At 43.8% G+C, this 15,311-nt stretch carries 14 protein-coding genes; 11 read left to right on the top strand and 3 right to left on the bottom strand.

The window, feature by feature from the left end; all coding sequences use genetic code 11:
* The first annotated feature begins 116 nt into the window (after positions 1-116).
* The 6 genes from FTU03_RS01165 (at position 117) to recJ (ending at position 6,940) form a co-directional block, all read left to right on the top strand.
* Entirely contained in the window at positions 117-914 is a 798-nt protein-coding gene (locus FTU03_RS01165; protein ID WP_159123793.1) for an MBL fold metallo-hydrolase, read from the top strand.
* 99 nt (positions 915-1,013) lie between these two features.
* Positions 1,014-1,379, top strand: coding sequence for a YkgJ family cysteine cluster protein (locus tag FTU03_RS01160; protein ID WP_179991923.1), 366 nt, complete (start codon positions 1,014-1,016; stop codon positions 1,377-1,379).
* A 262-nt stretch (positions 1,380-1,641) separates the two neighbouring features.
* On the top strand, positions 1,642-3,108 hold the full coding sequence (gene guaB / locus FTU03_RS01155) for an IMP dehydrogenase (RefSeq protein WP_179991924.1): 1,467 nt from the start codon (positions 1,642-1,644) through the stop codon (positions 3,106-3,108).
* Positions 3,109-3,230: 122 nt separating this feature from the next.
* Entirely contained in the window at positions 3,231-4,562 is a 1,332-nt protein-coding gene (gene glmM / locus FTU03_RS01150) for a phosphoglucosamine mutase (RefSeq protein WP_179991925.1), read from the top strand.
* Positions 4,563-4,577: 15 nt separating this feature from the next.
* Positions 4,578-5,234 carry a pyridoxamine 5'-phosphate oxidase gene (pdxH, locus tag FTU03_RS01145; protein WP_159123794.1) on the top strand — a complete coding sequence of 219 codons (657 nt, stop codon included), beginning with the start codon at positions 4,578-4,580 and terminating at the stop codon, positions 5,232-5,234.
* Between the two features lie 2 nt (positions 5,235-5,236).
* A complete protein-coding gene (recJ, locus tag FTU03_RS01140) occupies positions 5,237-6,940 on the top strand; it encodes a single-stranded-DNA-specific exonuclease RecJ (RefSeq protein ID WP_179991926.1) in 1,704 nt (567 codons plus the stop codon).
* 51 nt (positions 6,941-6,991) lie between these two features.
* Here the strand turns inward: recJ and FTU03_RS01135 are convergent, their stop codons facing one another.
* Positions 6,992-7,792 (bottom strand): putative porin, encoded by an 801-nt coding sequence (locus FTU03_RS01135; RefSeq protein WP_179991927.1) that lies wholly within the window; start codon positions 7,790-7,792, stop codon positions 6,992-6,994.
* A gap of 174 nt (positions 7,793-7,966) precedes the next feature.
* On the bottom strand, positions 7,967-8,752 hold the full coding sequence (locus tag FTU03_RS01130) for a putative porin (protein ID WP_034703585.1): 786 nt from the start codon (positions 8,750-8,752) through the stop codon (positions 7,967-7,969).
* Between the two features lie 504 nt (positions 8,753-9,256).
* Between FTU03_RS01130 and prfB the strand changes: the two genes are divergently transcribed.
* The 5 genes from prfB to FTU03_RS01105 all read left to right on the top strand — a co-directional run bounded on the left by prfB (position 9,257) and on the right by FTU03_RS01105 (position 14,251).
* Positions 9,257-10,352 (top strand): peptide chain release factor 2 gene (gene prfB, locus FTU03_RS01125; RefSeq protein ID WP_153561931.1). Its coding sequence is split into 2 segments (ribosomal slippage): positions 9,257-9,328 and positions 9,330-10,352, totalling 1,095 coding nucleotides; the frame shifts between segments, so codons are not numbered across the junction.
* Positions 10,353-10,498: 146 nt separating this feature from the next.
* Positions 10,499-10,798, top strand: coding sequence for a helix-turn-helix transcriptional regulator (locus tag FTU03_RS01120; protein WP_121979733.1), 300 nt, complete (start codon positions 10,499-10,501; stop codon positions 10,796-10,798).
* 15 nt (positions 10,799-10,813) lie between these two features.
* Positions 10,814-11,899 carry an alkene reductase gene (locus FTU03_RS01115; protein WP_166139484.1) on the top strand — a complete coding sequence of 362 codons (1,086 nt, stop codon included), beginning with the start codon at positions 10,814-10,816 and terminating at the stop codon, positions 11,897-11,899.
* Positions 11,900-11,980: 81 nt separating this feature from the next.
* Positions 11,981-13,261, top strand: coding sequence for a 3-deoxy-D-manno-octulosonic acid transferase (locus tag FTU03_RS01110; protein WP_179991992.1), 1,281 nt, complete (start codon positions 11,981-11,983; stop codon positions 13,259-13,261).
* A gap of 276 nt (positions 13,262-13,537) precedes the next feature.
* Positions 13,538-14,251: a 16S rRNA (uracil(1498)-N(3))-methyltransferase gene (locus tag FTU03_RS01105; protein WP_179991928.1), complete on the top strand. Its 714-nt coding sequence runs from the start codon at positions 13,538-13,540 to the stop codon at positions 14,249-14,251.
* Here the strand turns inward: FTU03_RS01105 and FTU03_RS01100 are convergent.
* On the bottom strand, positions 14,225-15,205 hold the full coding sequence (locus FTU03_RS01100; protein WP_159123798.1) for a mechanosensitive ion channel family protein: 981 nt from the start codon (positions 15,203-15,205) through the stop codon (positions 14,225-14,227). The two genes, FTU03_RS01105 and FTU03_RS01100, sit on opposite strands and share 27 nt — an antisense overlap.
* Positions 15,206-15,311: the final 106 nt, after the last annotated feature.

Raw genomic sequence — 15,311 nt, 5'->3', positions numbered from 1 at the left:
TTTACTGATAAATAAAGTGATATATCCAGTTTTATTGATTGTAAGTTCATTTAATTCCCTATATGTTATATGCCTATAGAAAAACCATCCTAAACGAAAAAAATTGGGGATTACTGATGGCCTTCGAGCGCACCACATCGCAAGTCTTGTTTGATAATGGGACACATAAATGTATTAGTTTTACCAGTCTCGTTAAAGGTGAAGGTGTCCAGGCAAACCAATTTCTGATTTTAGACAATGAGCGTGCTGCAGTACTTGATCCGGGCGGTGATTTAACTTATGTACCGTTGACCATGGAACTGAACCGCTATACCCGGTTAAGCAATCTGGATTATGTGATGGCATCGCATCAGGATCCGGACATTATTACGTCCATGCCGCGCTGGCTGGTCTATACCGAAGCCAAAGTCGTCGCTTCCAAGCTCTGGGCGCGTTTCTTGCCGCATCTGAATTCAGCCTTTATGAGTGACCGTATGAAAGGTAACTGGCTGGATCGTCTGGTTGAATTGCCGGATCATGGTCAGATCATTCCACTCGGTCAATCCAGCATTATTGCTATTCCAGCGCACTTTTTACATTCAGTCGGTAATTTCCAGTTTTATGACCCGATTGCCAAGATCCTGTTTTCTGGTGATATGGGGGCGTCAATGGTCGAGGATGCTTCAAAGCCACTGGAAAATTTTGCAGCGCACATTCCGAAAATGAAAGGATTTCACCAGCGCTATATGTGCAATAACAAGGTGATTCGTTTATGGGTACAGATGGTACGTACCATGGATGTAGACATGATTGTGCCACAACATGGAACACCATTTGTGGGTAAAGAACAGATTAACCAGTTTCTGGACTGGATTGAAACACTGGAATGTGGCACTGATTTAATGGATGAAACTGTTTTTACTTGTCCTGAATAGTTCAAGAAAATTTTAAATTTTTTCTTGAGTAGAAAAACAACATTTTTTATATTTTCCGCCGGCAAAAAAACTGTTTTTGATGACGAGAATTTATAAGAAATGTTGTCTCAAGTTCCTACACAAGATGCATGTTTAAGTTGTGGCGCATGTTGCGCCTATTTCAGGGTTTCATTTTATTGGGCAGAGGGGATTCCCATGCCTGAGCACTATACTGAGCCTGTCACCTCGGTCTATTCATGCATGGCGGGAACCAATCAGAAAAATCCGCGCTGTGTTGCGCTAGAAGGCAAGATTGGCGAGCAGGTGAGTTGCGGCATGTACGAGCTACGTAGCTCATCCTGTAAAGAAGTGCAGATCGCTGATGCCCAGTGCAATAAAGCACGGATGGCACACAATATGATTCCATTCATCCAGATTAAGCCGGATGAAGCCGAAAATGATGATAATTTCGAACGGGTGAGCTAAATTCAAACTCAAGATTTAAAAAGCAGGGTATGGACTCTGCTTTTTTTATGGGAGAAAAAATTAGTAAGGGATTTTGTAAAGCAAATAAATATGATGACTACTCTGGCATATTTAAATTGTTGATTGAATAGTCAAATTTACAGGTTTAGATATTCGGATTAAATCTAAGTCCAGATTTAGACAAAATAAATTTTGCAATTGCAATGAAATTTAGAGCTAAATTTGTTTATAATAGCGCACGGAAATTACCAGTGAGACTGTTATGTTGACCATCGTTCAAGACGCGTTAACCTTCGATGATGTCCTATTACTCCCTGCCTACTCTACTGTTCTCCCAAAAGATGTCTCTCTAAAGACACGCCTGACTCGCGGCATTAACCTGAATATCCCACTTGTTTCAGCAGCTATGGATACTGTGACTGAGTCACGTATGGCAATTGCGATGGCACAAAATGGCGGTATCGGTATTCTGCACAAGAACATGGATATTGCTGCCCAGGCCGCAGAAGTACGCCGTGTGAAAAAATTTGAAGCCGGTATGGTGAAAGATCCGATCACAGTTACCCCAGAAACTACAGTACGTGAACTGATCGCTGTAACTCAAGCGAATAACATCAGTGGCGTACCCGTGGTTAAAGACGGTAAAGTGGTTGGTATCGTGACAGGTCGTGATACACGTTTTGAAACCAATCTGGAACAGCCGGTTAGCAATATCATGACTGGCCAAGACCGTCTGGTGACTGTGCGTGAAGGCGAATCGAAAGAAAACATTCAGGCCTTATTGCAAAAAAACCGTATTGAAAAAGTGATCGTTGTCGGCGAAAACAATGAATTAAAAGGCTTGATCACGGTAACTGATTTCCGTAAAGCGGAACTTTATCCAAATAGCTGTAAAGATGATCTAGGTCGTCTACGTGTAGGTGCAGCAGTTGGTACTGGCGCTGAAACACCAAGCCGTGTAGAAGCACTGGTTGATGCTGGTGTAGATGTGATCGTTGTGGACACTGCACATGGTCACTCTGCGGGTGTGATCGAGCGTGTACGCTGGGTCAAACAGAACTACCCACAAGTTCAAGTGATTGGCGGTAATATCGCCACTGGTGATGCTGCGCTTGCCTTGCTTGATGCGGGTGCGGACGCCGTAAAAGTGGGGATCGGTCCTGGCTCAATCTGTACAACTCGTATTGTGGCTGGTATTGGTATGCCGCAAATCTCTGCAATTGATTCTGTTGCACGTGCATTGAAAGAGCAGATTCCATTGATTGCTGATGGTGGTATCCGTTTCTCTGGTGATATGGCAAAAGCGATTGGCGCTGGTGCAAGTACCATCATGGTAGGTTCATTAATGGCGGGTACTGAAGAAGCACCGGGCGAAGTTGAATTCTTCCAGGGCCGTTACTACAAGGCTTACCGTGGTATGGGTTCTTTGGGTGCGATGGCCGGTGCAACTGGTTCTGCTGACCGTTACTTCCAGGATTCTAAAGCCGGTGCTGAAAAACTGGTTCCTGAAGGTATTGAAGGTCGCGTACCGTACAAAGGCCCAATGGGCAATATCGTGCATCAGATGATGGGCGGTCTGCGTTCTTCTATGGGCTATACTGGTTCTGCAACGATTGATGAACTTCGTCAAAATGCCAAGTTTGTGAAAATCACATCTGCCGGTATGTCTGAGTCTCACGTGCATGATGTAACCATCACCAAAGAAGCGCCAAACTACCGTATGGGTTAACTTTCGCTGATTGTTTACTCTAAAAAAGCCGTCATCCTCATGACGGCTTTTTTGTTTTGGTGTACAGTGTTGCACAATGAAAAAGGATGATGTAAATCACCCGCTAAGAAGTGAGACAAAGCATGAGTTATTTTGGTACCGATGGTATTCGTGGAAAATTTGGTGAGTTACCGATTACACCTGAATTTGCCCTGAAATTAGGTTTTGCGGCAGGAAAAGTATTAAAACGAAATAGCAAAAAAAACAAACCATTGGTGGTACTGGGGAAAGATACCCGTTTATCTGGTTATATTCTGGAATCTGCGCTACAGGCAGGACTCAATGCGGCAGGTGTTTATGTGCATCTGCTTGGACCTTTGCCAACCCCGGCCATTGCCCATTTGACCCGTGCTTTGCATGCTAGTCTCGGTATTGTCATTTCTGCATCACACAATCCGTATTTCGATAACGGCATTAAGTTTTTCTCGAGTGAAGGTAAAAAACTGCCTGATGCTTTGCAGGATGAGATCAACCAGGAACTGGAAAAAGAACTAGTAATTGAAGATAACGCGAACTTGGGTAAAAGTTTCCGTGTGAAAGATGCTAATGGTCGTTATATCGAATTCTGTAAGTCGACTTTCCCATACCATTTAGACCTGAATGATTTAACCATTGTCGTTGACTGTGCCAATGGTGCAGCTTATAGCGTTGGCCCTGCGGTTTTCCGTGAACTGGGTGCTAAGGTTATTTCCATCTATGATGAACCGACCGGTCTGAATATCAATGAGAACTGTGGTTCAACTCATCCGGAAAATCTGCAAAAAGCAGTGGTTGAGCATGGTGCTGATTTAGGCATAGCCTTCGATGGTGATGCTGACCGCGTGATTATGGTCGATAAAAACGGTGAGCAAATTACCGGTGATCATATTCTGTATATTCTTGCGACTCAGGCAAAAAATAAGCCAGCTGGGATTGTTGGTACCTTGATGAGCAACATGGCGCTGGAACTGGCCCTCGAGAAAGCTGGGGTAGAGCTGCTACGTGCCAAAGTCGGTGACCGTTATGTACTGCAAGGTCTGGAAGAAAAAGGCTGGTCGATTGGTGGTGAGCCATCAGGCCATATCCTGACTTTGGACAAGAGCACCACAGGCGATGCGATTATTGCTGCGCTGCAAGTCTTAACCGTGATGGTCGAGCAGAATAAAGCACTGCACGAGTTAGTGGCTGATTTTAAATTATTGCCGAATGTCTTGGTGAATGTACGTCTGAATACCATGTTTGACCCGTACTCAGTGCCTGCTTTGACTGCAGAATTTAGCAAAGCTGAAGAACAGCTCAAAGGCCGTGGCCGTTTACTGATCCGTAAATCAGGGACTGAACCGGTGATCCGTGTCATGGTGGAAGGCGAGGATCTTGCAGAGGTAACCACACTGGCAAATTCATTGGCTGATGCGGTACGTGCCAACGCCGCTTAAATGGGGGAAGAGTGAATGAGCGATCTGATTAAGGATCTAAGTGAACTGCGTCTGAACTACCAAAAAGGCGAGCTACATGAAGATCAGGTCAATCCCAATCCGCATATGCAGTTTTTGCAGTGGTTTAACCATGCCCTTGCTGCACAGCTGCATGAACCTTATGCCATGTCATTGGCAACTGCAAATGCACAAGGTCGTCCGCATGTGCGTACAGTGTTGCTGCGTGGTGCCACTGAAGCGGGTTATGATTTCTATACCAATTATGACAGTCAAAAAGGTCTGGATCTGGCCGAAAACCCGTATGCAGAATTGCTGTTTTACTGGCAGGAACAGGAACGTCAGATCCGGATTAGCGGTAAGGTAGTTAAAATTTCGGAAGAAGAATCGACTGATTATTATCATAAACGTCCACGTGAAAGTCAGATCGCTGCTCATATCAGTACTCCGCAAAGTGGTGTGGTTGCGAGTCGTGAAGAACTACAGCAACGTTTCTGGAATCTGCATCAGCAGGTTGCCAATCAGGAAGAGCTGGATAAACCGGTATTCTGGGGCGGCTATCGTTTGCAGCCGGACTATTATGAATTCTGGCAGGGGCGCCCCAACCGTTTACATGACCGCCTGAGTTATGAAAAAATCGATGGGGCGTGGAAACTACAACGATTGATGCCATAACAATGCCTAAACTTGAAATCAAGCAAAGACCTTTACTGACACGCCCTGAATCTTTTCAGGGCGTGCCTTCATTTGTAGCTAACATTCTGGCACGCCGTGGCGTGGAATCTGAACAGGAGCTGGAGCTGAAACTCAAGCATCTGCTGGCTCCGACCATGAAAGGTTTAACGGAAGCGGTCCAGCTGATTGATCAGGCTATAGATGCCGGCCAGAAAATCGTAATTGTCGGTGACTATGATGCTGATGGGGCGACCAGTACCACACTGATGGTACTTGCTCTGCGTGATATGGGTGCTCATGTCGACTATCTGGTTCCTGACCGGTTTAAGTATGGTTATGGCCTGACACCTGCGATTGCGGATCTGGCTTTTGCCAATTTTACGCCGGATCTTTTAATCACAGTGGATAACGGGATTTCCAGTCATGAAGGCGTGAAACAGGCGCAAGATCATGGTATGCAGGTGATTATTACCGATCACCACTTAACTACCAAGCCTACACCTGCAGCAGAGGCTGTGGTCAATCCCAATCAGCTGGGTTGTGATTTTCTAAGTAAGGCTTTGGCAGGTGTAGGGGTAGCTTTTTATGTTCTGGCAAATCTATCGACTCATCGTAAAAAGTTGGGTAAATCTTCAACGGTTATTACCAATTATCTGGATCTGGTCGCTTTAGGTACTTATGCAGATGTCGCAAGTCTGGACTATAACAACCGTATTCTGGTGGATGCCGGCTTAAAACGGATTCAACATCATCTTTGCCGACCTGGCATCAGTGCCTTGCTAGAGATTGCTGGTCGTGATGCAGCTACGCTCAAAGCGCAGGATCTGGGTTTTGTGCTTGGCCCACGCATTAATGCAGCGGGTCGTATGGAAACCATGGATATCGGGATCGAGTGTTTGCTTGCTCCGGATCTGGCAACCGCTTATCCACTCGCAGAACAGCTGAATAAACTCAATGTCGAACGTCGTCAGGTAGAAGGCAAAATCAAGCAGGAAGCTTTGACTGAACTGGAAAAAATCCAGCTGGATGAGAATACTTTGCCAGCCGCGCTGATCATGTTTGAACAGCACTGGCATCAGGGTGTGATCGGGATTGTGGCGGGGCGTTTAAAAGAACAGTTCCATCGTCCAAGTATTGTGTTCGCAGCAGATGAAGATGGGATTCATATCAAAGGTTCAGCACGTTCCATTGAAGGGATTCATATCCGGGATAGTATTGAACGGATAGCAGAGCAGTATCCGCATCTGGTCAGCCATTTTGGTGGGCACGCGGCCGCAGCGGGACTAACTATTAAAAAACAGCATTTTGCTGAATTTAAACAGGTCTTTGAACAGCTGATTGCACAGATGGATGAAAGCCTATTTACCGCTACGCTGTGGACTGATGGGGAACTACCGGCATCAGCTTTCCAAATTGAAACGGTCGATTTACTGCAAAACTTAAGTCCATGGGGACAAAAGTTTCCTCAACCGATTTTTGAAGGCATCTTTAAGATTCTGGATTACAGCTGGCTCAAGGATGTACATCTGAAATTACGTGTTGCCTTAGAGAATGGACAGGTTGTGGATGCGATTGCTTTTAGTGCTATCGATAAATACAAGTTTGATCCGATGAAGCAGCATGTACGTCTGGCCTATGAACTGGATAAAAATGTCTTTAATGGCAATGTTAGCCTGCAAATGCGGATTATCCATTTAGAGCAATAGGCCATAAAAAACCGCTCGAGTGAGCGGTTTTTTGACTTCTAATCGGAGAGATTAGAAGCGGAAAGTACCATTGATACCAAACGAGTCAATACCGTCAGTTGTGTGGTAATTTACACCTGCTGCAATAGTTGGCGTAAAGAATTTTTGAGCTTTAATACCGAACAGTGTATCTGAACCATCTGCAGTAGAATCAGCAATAGATAGACCTACACTGAGAGTTGGATCGATATAAAGATCAGCAGCTAAGCGATAGGTTGTTTCATCACCAATATAAGTTAAACCTTCAAAATTGGTGAAATGATTGCCAATTTGAGTCACGTATTTGGCACGTAAAGATAATGCAGTGTCATCACCTACAGTAAGTGCATTTGAAAGATTTGCGGTGAAACCATAGTTTGCCACTTGAACTGGGTCTACGCTTTCATTTGCGGCACCTACTGCTAGCAACAAGCCAGTAACTGGTAGGTAACCTACTTCAAGCGCATAACCGGTATTATCGTCACCTGCAAAATCAACTTGGTTAATAGTACCGCTTACATAAAATTGAGTATTTGGAATATAAAACTCACCACTTACACCAAACACATCAATATCTTCATCGCCATCACCGCTTGCATTTGCATAACCTAAGCCAATATTGCTTGCTTTATTTAGGAAAGCCGCTTCTGCAAGTGGAGAGTTCTTAACTTGAACATCATTTAAATAATATTTTCCATTGATGAAAAATGTATCTAGATCCCCAAGGTTATCGATATCAGTGTTTTCATACCCTACATTAAGTTCAGCTTGGTAAGCATGTGCAGTTCCTAGGCTAGCAAGAAGTGCTGTAGCAAGAGCAAGTTTCTTAAACATTTAGATTTTCTCTCTTTGTTATAAAATATGGCTGTTTTATTAACAGTTGTAACAAATTGTACAGATAATAATCGCCCCGTCAATGTGCAAAAACTACCTAAATGCTTGTTTAAAGTGCAATAAAAAAACCCATCCGAGGATGGGTTTCTTTTGAATGAAATTTCTTAGTTTGGATTAGAAGCGGTATTTCGCAGCTAGACCAAATTTGTTGTAGTCTTGGTTACCAATTTCACCAAAACCTACACGACCTTCCAAGCTCACTTGTTCATTAAAGAATTTACGTGCACTTACACCAAATTCATTTGAGTCATATGGGCCATTGTCTTTGCTTTGATAATCAGCACCAACACTTAAAGTTTTGTCGATGAAGTAGTCAGCTTTTAAGTTGTACTCATCCAGGTCGCCAAAGGCAGCGCCAGCTTCAAGGTTAATGTCTTTACCATTACTTAAAGTAGTCACATATTTAGCACGTAAAGTTGGATCTACACCGTCATCATAGTCATTGTCATAACCTTTCACACCTGCTGCAATTAACAGACCTGGTGCAGGTAAATAACCGACTTCAGCACTATAAACGGTTTCGTCAAAATCAGGTGCATAGTCGTATTTAGAATCATCACGACCTACGCTACCACTCAAATAAAAATCTGAGTTTGGTACGAAGTATTCAGCACCTACACCATAACGGTGACGTTCTGAAGAGTCGTAATCATCATATTGATATTGAGCTTTCACATTACTTGCACGATCAAGGAAAGCTGCTTCGGCTAATGGTGCATTACGTGTTTCAACTGGATTAAAGTAGTATGTGCCATCAACACCAAAAGAGCCGCTTGAGCTACCATTATCCGGGTCTGTTAGGCCTGCAGATGCACCCACTTCTACTTGATAAGCATGAGCTGCTGTACCTGTAAGAGCTACGGCTGAAAGTAATGCTGAAGCGATTGCTAGTTTTTTCATGCGGATACTCCCCTCTGAAAAATATGGCTAAAATTAATACACTTTTTGTTACAACTTTAAGTCTAGACCAATTCCAATAATCGTCAATCAAAGGAAAGTTACTACATTGTGAGTAAGGTAATATTATGTAATTTTCATTTAATAACTAATTGAATTTAAAAACTAAAAATAAAATGTTTTGTTTTATTAAAAGTGTGTAGATATTGTGGAATGTATTGAAAATGCTATTTTTTATCTTATTTTGTAGGGGTTTTAGGGTTTTAAAATGAATCAAAAACTGAGTATAAAAATATAGCGAAATATATTTAAGAATAGAATGAGAAAGTATTAAAAATAATATTTAGCTATTTTATCGGGCTGACAAATTTTGTAATTAAAAAATGTGCTAGTGACATTTTCTTGCTTAGCTTTAAAGATGGATTTATCGCTATAAATTGGTGAAATAGACTGTGATATAATATTGACCTAAGAATTTATACCTAATTTTGATTGAGAGTAATTCACGTGGAAATTAATCCGTATCTAAACCAATTAAAAGACTTAAACGAACGTGGTCAAACACTACGGGGGTATCTTTGACTACGATCTGAAAAAAGAGCGTTTAGAAGAAGTCCTGCGTGAATTAGAAGACCCGGCGATCTGGAATGACCAGAGTCGTGCTCAGGCCATGGCCAAAGAAAAAGGCGAGCTTGAAAATGTACTTAATGTACTGGACGGCTTAACGACCCAGCTTGAAGATGCCCAAGCAATGCTTGACCTTGCGGTTGAAGCAGATGAAGAGGCCATGCTGGAAGATGTGCAGGCTGAGCTGAATGCGGCTGAAGAAGGACTGGCGAAGCTTGAGTTCCGTCGTATGTTCAGCAATCCGATGGATCCAAACCCTTGCTATGTGGAAATTCAGGCAGGTTCCGGCGGTACCGAAGCACAGGACTGGGCATCTATGCTGCTACGTATGTACATGCGCTGGATCGAACGTCATGGTTTTAAAGCTGAACTGATGGAAGAATCTGATGGGGATGTTGCCGGGATTAAATCTGCGACGATTCGTGTCGAAGGTGAGTATGCTTATGGCTGGTTGCGTACCGAATCTGGTGTACACCGTTTAGTGCGTAAATCACCATTTGACTCGGGCAACCGTCGTCATACGTCATTTTCTGCCGTGTTTGTCTCACCTGAAGTAGATGACAATATCGAAATTGAAATCAATCCTTCAGATGTCCGTACCGATACCTACCGTGCGTCAGGCGCGGGTGGTCAGCACATTAACAAAACTGACTCTGCGGTACGTTTGACTCATATTCCAACTGGTATCGTGGTGGCGTGTCAGAACCAGCGTTCACAACATGCCAACCGTGACCATGCTTGGAAGCAGCTGCGTGCCAAGCTGTATGAGCTGGAAATGAATAAACGTAATGAAGCTGCACAGGCATTGGAAGATTCTAAGTCCGATATTGGCTGGGGTAGCCAGATCCGTTCTTATGTTCTCGATGATTCACGTATCAAGGATTTGCGTACAGGAGTGGAAAATTCCAATACTGGCGCAGTTCTGGACGGTGATCTGGACAAATTTATCGAAGCAAGCCTGAAACAGGGCCTGTAAGAAATCGTTTAAAAGCTGGCGTAACAAAGCTTTAACAGACTGTGACTCTTATATCTAAATTATTCGATATATAAATCGAAAAAATACGATATAATGGTCGCAGATGCTGAATGAGGTTTCGTTGCGCCACTGATTGTGATGTGCCTATGGACCTTGATCTAATTTTTAAAGCCTTAGCCAATCCGACCCGTCGACAAATTCTGGAATGGTTAAAATCTCCGGAGCAATATCTGTCTGCGGAAGAGTGTGGTGGCTTTCAACGTGGGGTCTGTGCAGGTCAAATTGAACGTTTAGGCCAGGTTTCACAGTCCACCATGTCCAATCACCTGTCGGTATTACAGCAGGCTGGCCTGATCACTGCGACCAAGCATGGACAGTGGTCATATTTCTCCCGCAATGAAACTTTGATTCAGCAATTTATCGAACACCTACAACAACACCTTTAACAGGTGGGAGTAACGATGGCTGAATTAAATTCTCCTTTAACGCTCGGTGCGTTAGAGCTTAAAAACCGTGTCATCATGGCGCCGCTGACCCGTAGCCGTGCAACTGCTGATCGTGTTCCAACCCCCATGATGGTTGAGTACTATGCGCAACGTGCAAGTGCTGGTCTGATCATTTCTGAAGCTACAGTGATTTCCGAAGAAGCCAACGGTTATTTAAATACTCCAGGACTGTTTACCGATGCTCAGGTCGAAGGCTGGAAAAAGGTCACTCAAGCGGTTCATGAGAAGGGCGGTTTAATCGTTGCCCAGCTTTGGCATGTTGGTCGTGTATCACATCCGGATCTGTTAAATGGTGAAACACCAGTGTCTGCAAGTGCAGTACAACAGGCGGGTCATGTCAGCTTATTACGTCCAAAGCGTCCATACGTTACGCCACGCCCCTTGGAAGTTTCTGAAATTCACGCGATTACCGAGCAATACAAGCAAGCCGCGATTCGTGCTAAAGAAGCCGGTTTTGATGGTGTTGAATTACATGCTGCCAATGGTTATTTGATTGACCAGTTCTTGCAAAGCAAAACCAATCAGCGTGAAGATGAATACGGCGGTTCAGTCGAAAACCGTACACGGTTCCTGCTAGAAGCAACTGATGCACTGATTGAAGTATGGGGTGCGGATCGTGTAGGGGTGCATTTTGCTCCGCGTGGTGATGACCATGACATGGGTGATAATGATCCACGTGAAACATTTGGCTATGCCATGGAGCAGCTGGGCAAGCGCAAGATTGCCTTCTTCTTTACCCGTGAATATCTGGCTGAAGACAGTATTTCCGAATATATGAAAGAGCGTTCAGGTGGAGTACCTTATATTGCCAATATGCAACTGAGTCGTGAAGATGCGATTGAGCTATTGGCAGCTGAAAAGGCAGATGCAGTCGCATTTGGTAAAGCCTACATTGCAAATCCTGATCTATACGAACGTCTGCTTGATAATGCACCGCTTAATGAGCTGAAAATGGAAAATATGATCGGCAGTCAGGTGGCTGAAGGTTATATTGATTATCCAACTTTGGCAGAAGTTAGAGTATTAAGCACCATAGAATAATTCGAAATAAGAGCCACATCGATTAACATGTCGATGTGGCTCTGTTATATTTTGCCGATTGAATCTGTTTTGGGGCGCAATGTGGCTACTCCATTCTGGTATAACGCAGCCTTGGCGCTAGCGAAACCGCTTTATCAATCCCGTATACGTAAACGTGCAACCAGTCCGGAACAATTACAACAAGAGCTGCTGGAACGTTTTGGCCCTTTCCAGTCCCCTAAAAACCTGCAGGCGATCTGGTTTCATGTGGTATCCGTAGGGGAAACCAATGCTGCTCAACCTTTAATTGAATATTATTTAAAACTTGGGCATCCGGTTCTAGTGACTAATACCACCAAGACCGGGCAGGCACGTGCTAAATCACTTTTCTTGAAAGAACCTTATTTAGACTTATTTCAGGCTGTATATTTGCCAGCTGACCAGAAAACCCTGATTCGTGATTTTTATCAAAAATATCAGCCTAAATTGCTGTTATTGATGGAGACTGAGCTCTGGCCAAATCTGATTGACCAGGCACCGAATTTTAATGTGCCTTGCCTATTATTGAATGCCCGTCTTTCTGAAAAATCTGCCAAAGGCTATGGCAAAGTCAAAGGCCTAACCCGTGGCATGCTTAAGAATTTAACAGGTCTTTTGGTTCAGGATACCGCAACCCAGCAGCGTTATATTGATCTAGGTATAGCTTTAGAAAAAACTCAGGTCTTGGGCAATATCAAGTTTGATATTACGGCACCGCAGCAATTTATTGATCATGCGGCTCAATTGAAACAGGAATGGTCTTTGCAAGGCCGGAAGATCATTACGCTAGCCAGTACGCATGCGCCTGAAGAACAGCAATTGATGGCTGAACTTAAATCTGCACTGGATGCAGATCCAGCATTAGTTTGTATCGTAGTGCCACGCCATCCGGAACGTTTTGATGAGGTGTTCCAGGCTGCACAGTCCTTAGGTTTAAGAACCCAGCGCCGTAGTGTGGGGCAACGTATCGAAGAAGATACTCAGGTTTATCTGGCAGATTCCATGGGCGAGATGTGGCTGTGGTATGCCTTGAGCCAAGCCTGTTATGTTGGCGGCTCTTTGAATGAACCAGGTGGTGGGCATAATATTCTGGAGCCGGTTGCGCTGAATGTCCCAACGATTCTGGGTAAAAACTATTTTAACTTTCAGACGATTGTCGATGAGTTTGTCCAGGCGCATGCCGTAGAAGTGGTGCAGGATGCTAAGCAGGCTGCTGAGACTTTGCTAGAAATTCTGAATAATTCAGCTAAAGCTGAAAGCTTGAATACTGCTGCACAAAAGATTATGCAGCAAAATCAGGGTTCACTTGAAAGGCATATTCAGGTGATTGATCAATATCTTTGATTATATTCTGATTTGTGAAGAAGCTGATTTTCATGGATTGATTGTATAAGGTTAAAACTAAGCCTTATCTTTATAGATTTAATGCTAGCGCTCTTCTTTCTTTTACTTTTGTTTCGGCAAAAGTAACAAAACCATTTGTCATCCACAAAACTCGTCATATACCATCTTTTTGCAGAGATATCGCAGAACCTATATCAGGCAAAAAGAGTCCTGCCTCGGACAATTGTGGATGAAGTTTCCGCGTATCCAGTGATGGATTTGTTGAGTTAATTTTTTATGAATATCGTCCTGCTTGATCCCCGCCAAACCGAATCTGAACTATGGCCGATTAGCTCAAAGCGACAACTGGAGCATTTGCAACAGCATCTTGAGATTCAGGTTGGTGACACATTAAAAGTTGGGATTCGGGAAGGGAAACGGTATTTAACTGAAGTTGTCGAAATTTCTGAAAAAGCAGTTTTATTGAAACCGATTCAAGAAGAATCAGTCCCTGCAAAGCTGCCTGTTACCTTGATTGTGGCCTTGCCACGTCCTAAAGTTTTGCGCCGTCTGATCATGGATGCTGTGACCATGGGGGTAGAAAAGATCATTTTATTGCATAGCTATCGGGTGGATAAAAGCTATTGGCAGACCCCATTTTTGCAGCAGCTGAATCATTATATCGATCTCGGGCTAGAACAGGCAGGAGATACGCTTGCTCCGAAAATTGAGCTGTATAAACGCTTTAAACCTTTTGTTGAAGATATTTTGCCGGGACTCATTACAGCAGACTGTCCAGCCTTTGTTGCACATCCTTATGCCGAACAGCCGATGCCATATGCACTTCAGCATCCTTGCACGATTGTCATTGGCCCCGAAGGTGGCTTTATTCCGTATGAAGTTGATTTGCTCATAAAAAACGGCTGCCAAGCAGTGAGCCTTGGCAACCGTATTCTCCGTACTGAAACGGCGATTTCATATGTTTTAGGTCGACTGTTTAGCGCGAGCTGAGGCATCTTCATGGCCATCGCCACGATAGACTTTCACTTCCTGCACCGGATATGGAATCGAAATATTATGTTCAGCAAAGGCTTGTATCACCCGTTCCTGAACTGCACTGATTGAGGTGCCTATGCCTGTTTCAGTGGTATTGACCCACCATAAGGCTTTGAGAGTAATCGAGAAGTCTGCCAGTGCAATCACATTGACGCTAAATGCAGGTTGACTCAGGATGGTCGGATCTTTATCCAGAATTGCAGTAATAATATCCTTGGCTTTCTGGATATCATCTTCATAACCGATCCCGACCGAAAATTCACAGCGGCGACGGGTATAAGCAGTATTCACCGTGACTGCACTGGTATAGACCGTAGCATTTGGAATCACGATACGACGACCATCTGGCGAGCGTAAAAAGGTTGCACGAATCTGGATATCTTCCACGGTACCCTCCAGACCATTCACGATAATGTCATCGCCAATCTTGAAAGGTTCACCCAGCAAAATCAGTACACCTGAGAGCAGATTCTGGAAAATATCCTTAAATGCGAAACCGATCGCCACCGAACCAATCCCAAGCGCACTCATCAGCTGACCTGGGGTGAAACCTGGAATCGCAATCACCAGCCCGATTAATACGCCAAAGAAAACAATCACCGTACTACCGACACGGTTCAGCACCAGTACCAGATTCTGTCGGGTATAAGTACGGTTTTCTAAAGTCTTACGGACAAAAAACTTAAACAGTTTTGACAGTAACCAGAAAATGACAATGACTGTCAGTGCGATGCAGAAATAAGGCACACGCTCCCAGAAACCCTCCATGATCTTGTCAATGGTGCTATAGGCATCATTGTACTTGGAGGTATGTTCGATCACGGTTTGGGCAGTTTTTTCAGTCGCCTGATGCAGGAGCTCAGTCGTCCCTTCAGTTACCTGGCTTAAAGTATTCTCTTGCTCAGCCACAAAAACTCCACAATTTAAATTTCGCTTATTTTGCCTCAACTACAGCAAAAAATTAACAACAGCGAAATTTATACACAATATATTTATGCAAAACAGACACAACTGC

The organism is Acinetobacter sp. YH12046 (assembly GCF_013419905.1).
Taxonomy (GTDB): Bacteria; Pseudomonadota; Gammaproteobacteria; order Pseudomonadales; family Moraxellaceae; genus Acinetobacter.
This window is presented reverse-complemented; position numbering and strand designations above follow the sequence as displayed.

Bases quoted from the DNA above. Each gene is read 5' to 3' on its own strand.
- FTU03_RS01160 (WP_179991923.1), top strand. From the start codon at position 1,014: ATGTTGTCTCAAGTTCCTACACAAGATGCATGTTTAAGTTGTGGCGCA.
- glmM (WP_179991925.1), top strand. From the start codon at position 3,231: ATGAGTTATTTTGGTACCGATGGTATTCGTGGAAAATTTGGTGAGTTA.
- guaB (WP_179991924.1), top strand. From the start codon at position 1,642: ATGTTGACCATCGTTCAAGACGCGTTAACCTTCGATGATGTCCTATTA.
- recJ (WP_179991926.1), top strand. From the start codon at position 5,237: ATGCCTAAACTTGAAATCAAGCAAAGACCTTTACTGACACGCCCTGAA.
- FTU03_RS01120 (WP_121979733.1), top strand. From the start codon at position 10,499: ATGGACCTTGATCTAATTTTTAAAGCCTTAGCCAATCCGACCCGTCGA.
- pdxH (WP_159123794.1), top strand. From the start codon at position 4,578: ATGAGCGATCTGATTAAGGATCTAAGTGAACTGCGTCTGAACTACCAA.
- FTU03_RS01105 (WP_179991928.1), top strand. From the start codon at position 13,538: ATGAATATCGTCCTGCTTGATCCCCGCCAAACCGAATCTGAACTATGG.
- FTU03_RS01165 (WP_159123793.1), top strand. From the start codon at position 117: ATGGCCTTCGAGCGCACCACATCGCAAGTCTTGTTTGATAATGGGACA.
- FTU03_RS01115 (WP_166139484.1), top strand. From the start codon at position 10,814: ATGGCTGAATTAAATTCTCCTTTAACGCTCGGTGCGTTAGAGCTTAAA.
- FTU03_RS01135 (WP_179991927.1), bottom strand. From the start codon at position 7,792: ATGTTTAAGAAACTTGCTCTTGCTACAGCACTTCTTGCTAGCCTAGGA.
- FTU03_RS01130 (WP_034703585.1), bottom strand. From the start codon at position 8,752: ATGAAAAAACTAGCAATCGCTTCAGCATTACTTTCAGCCGTAGCTCTT.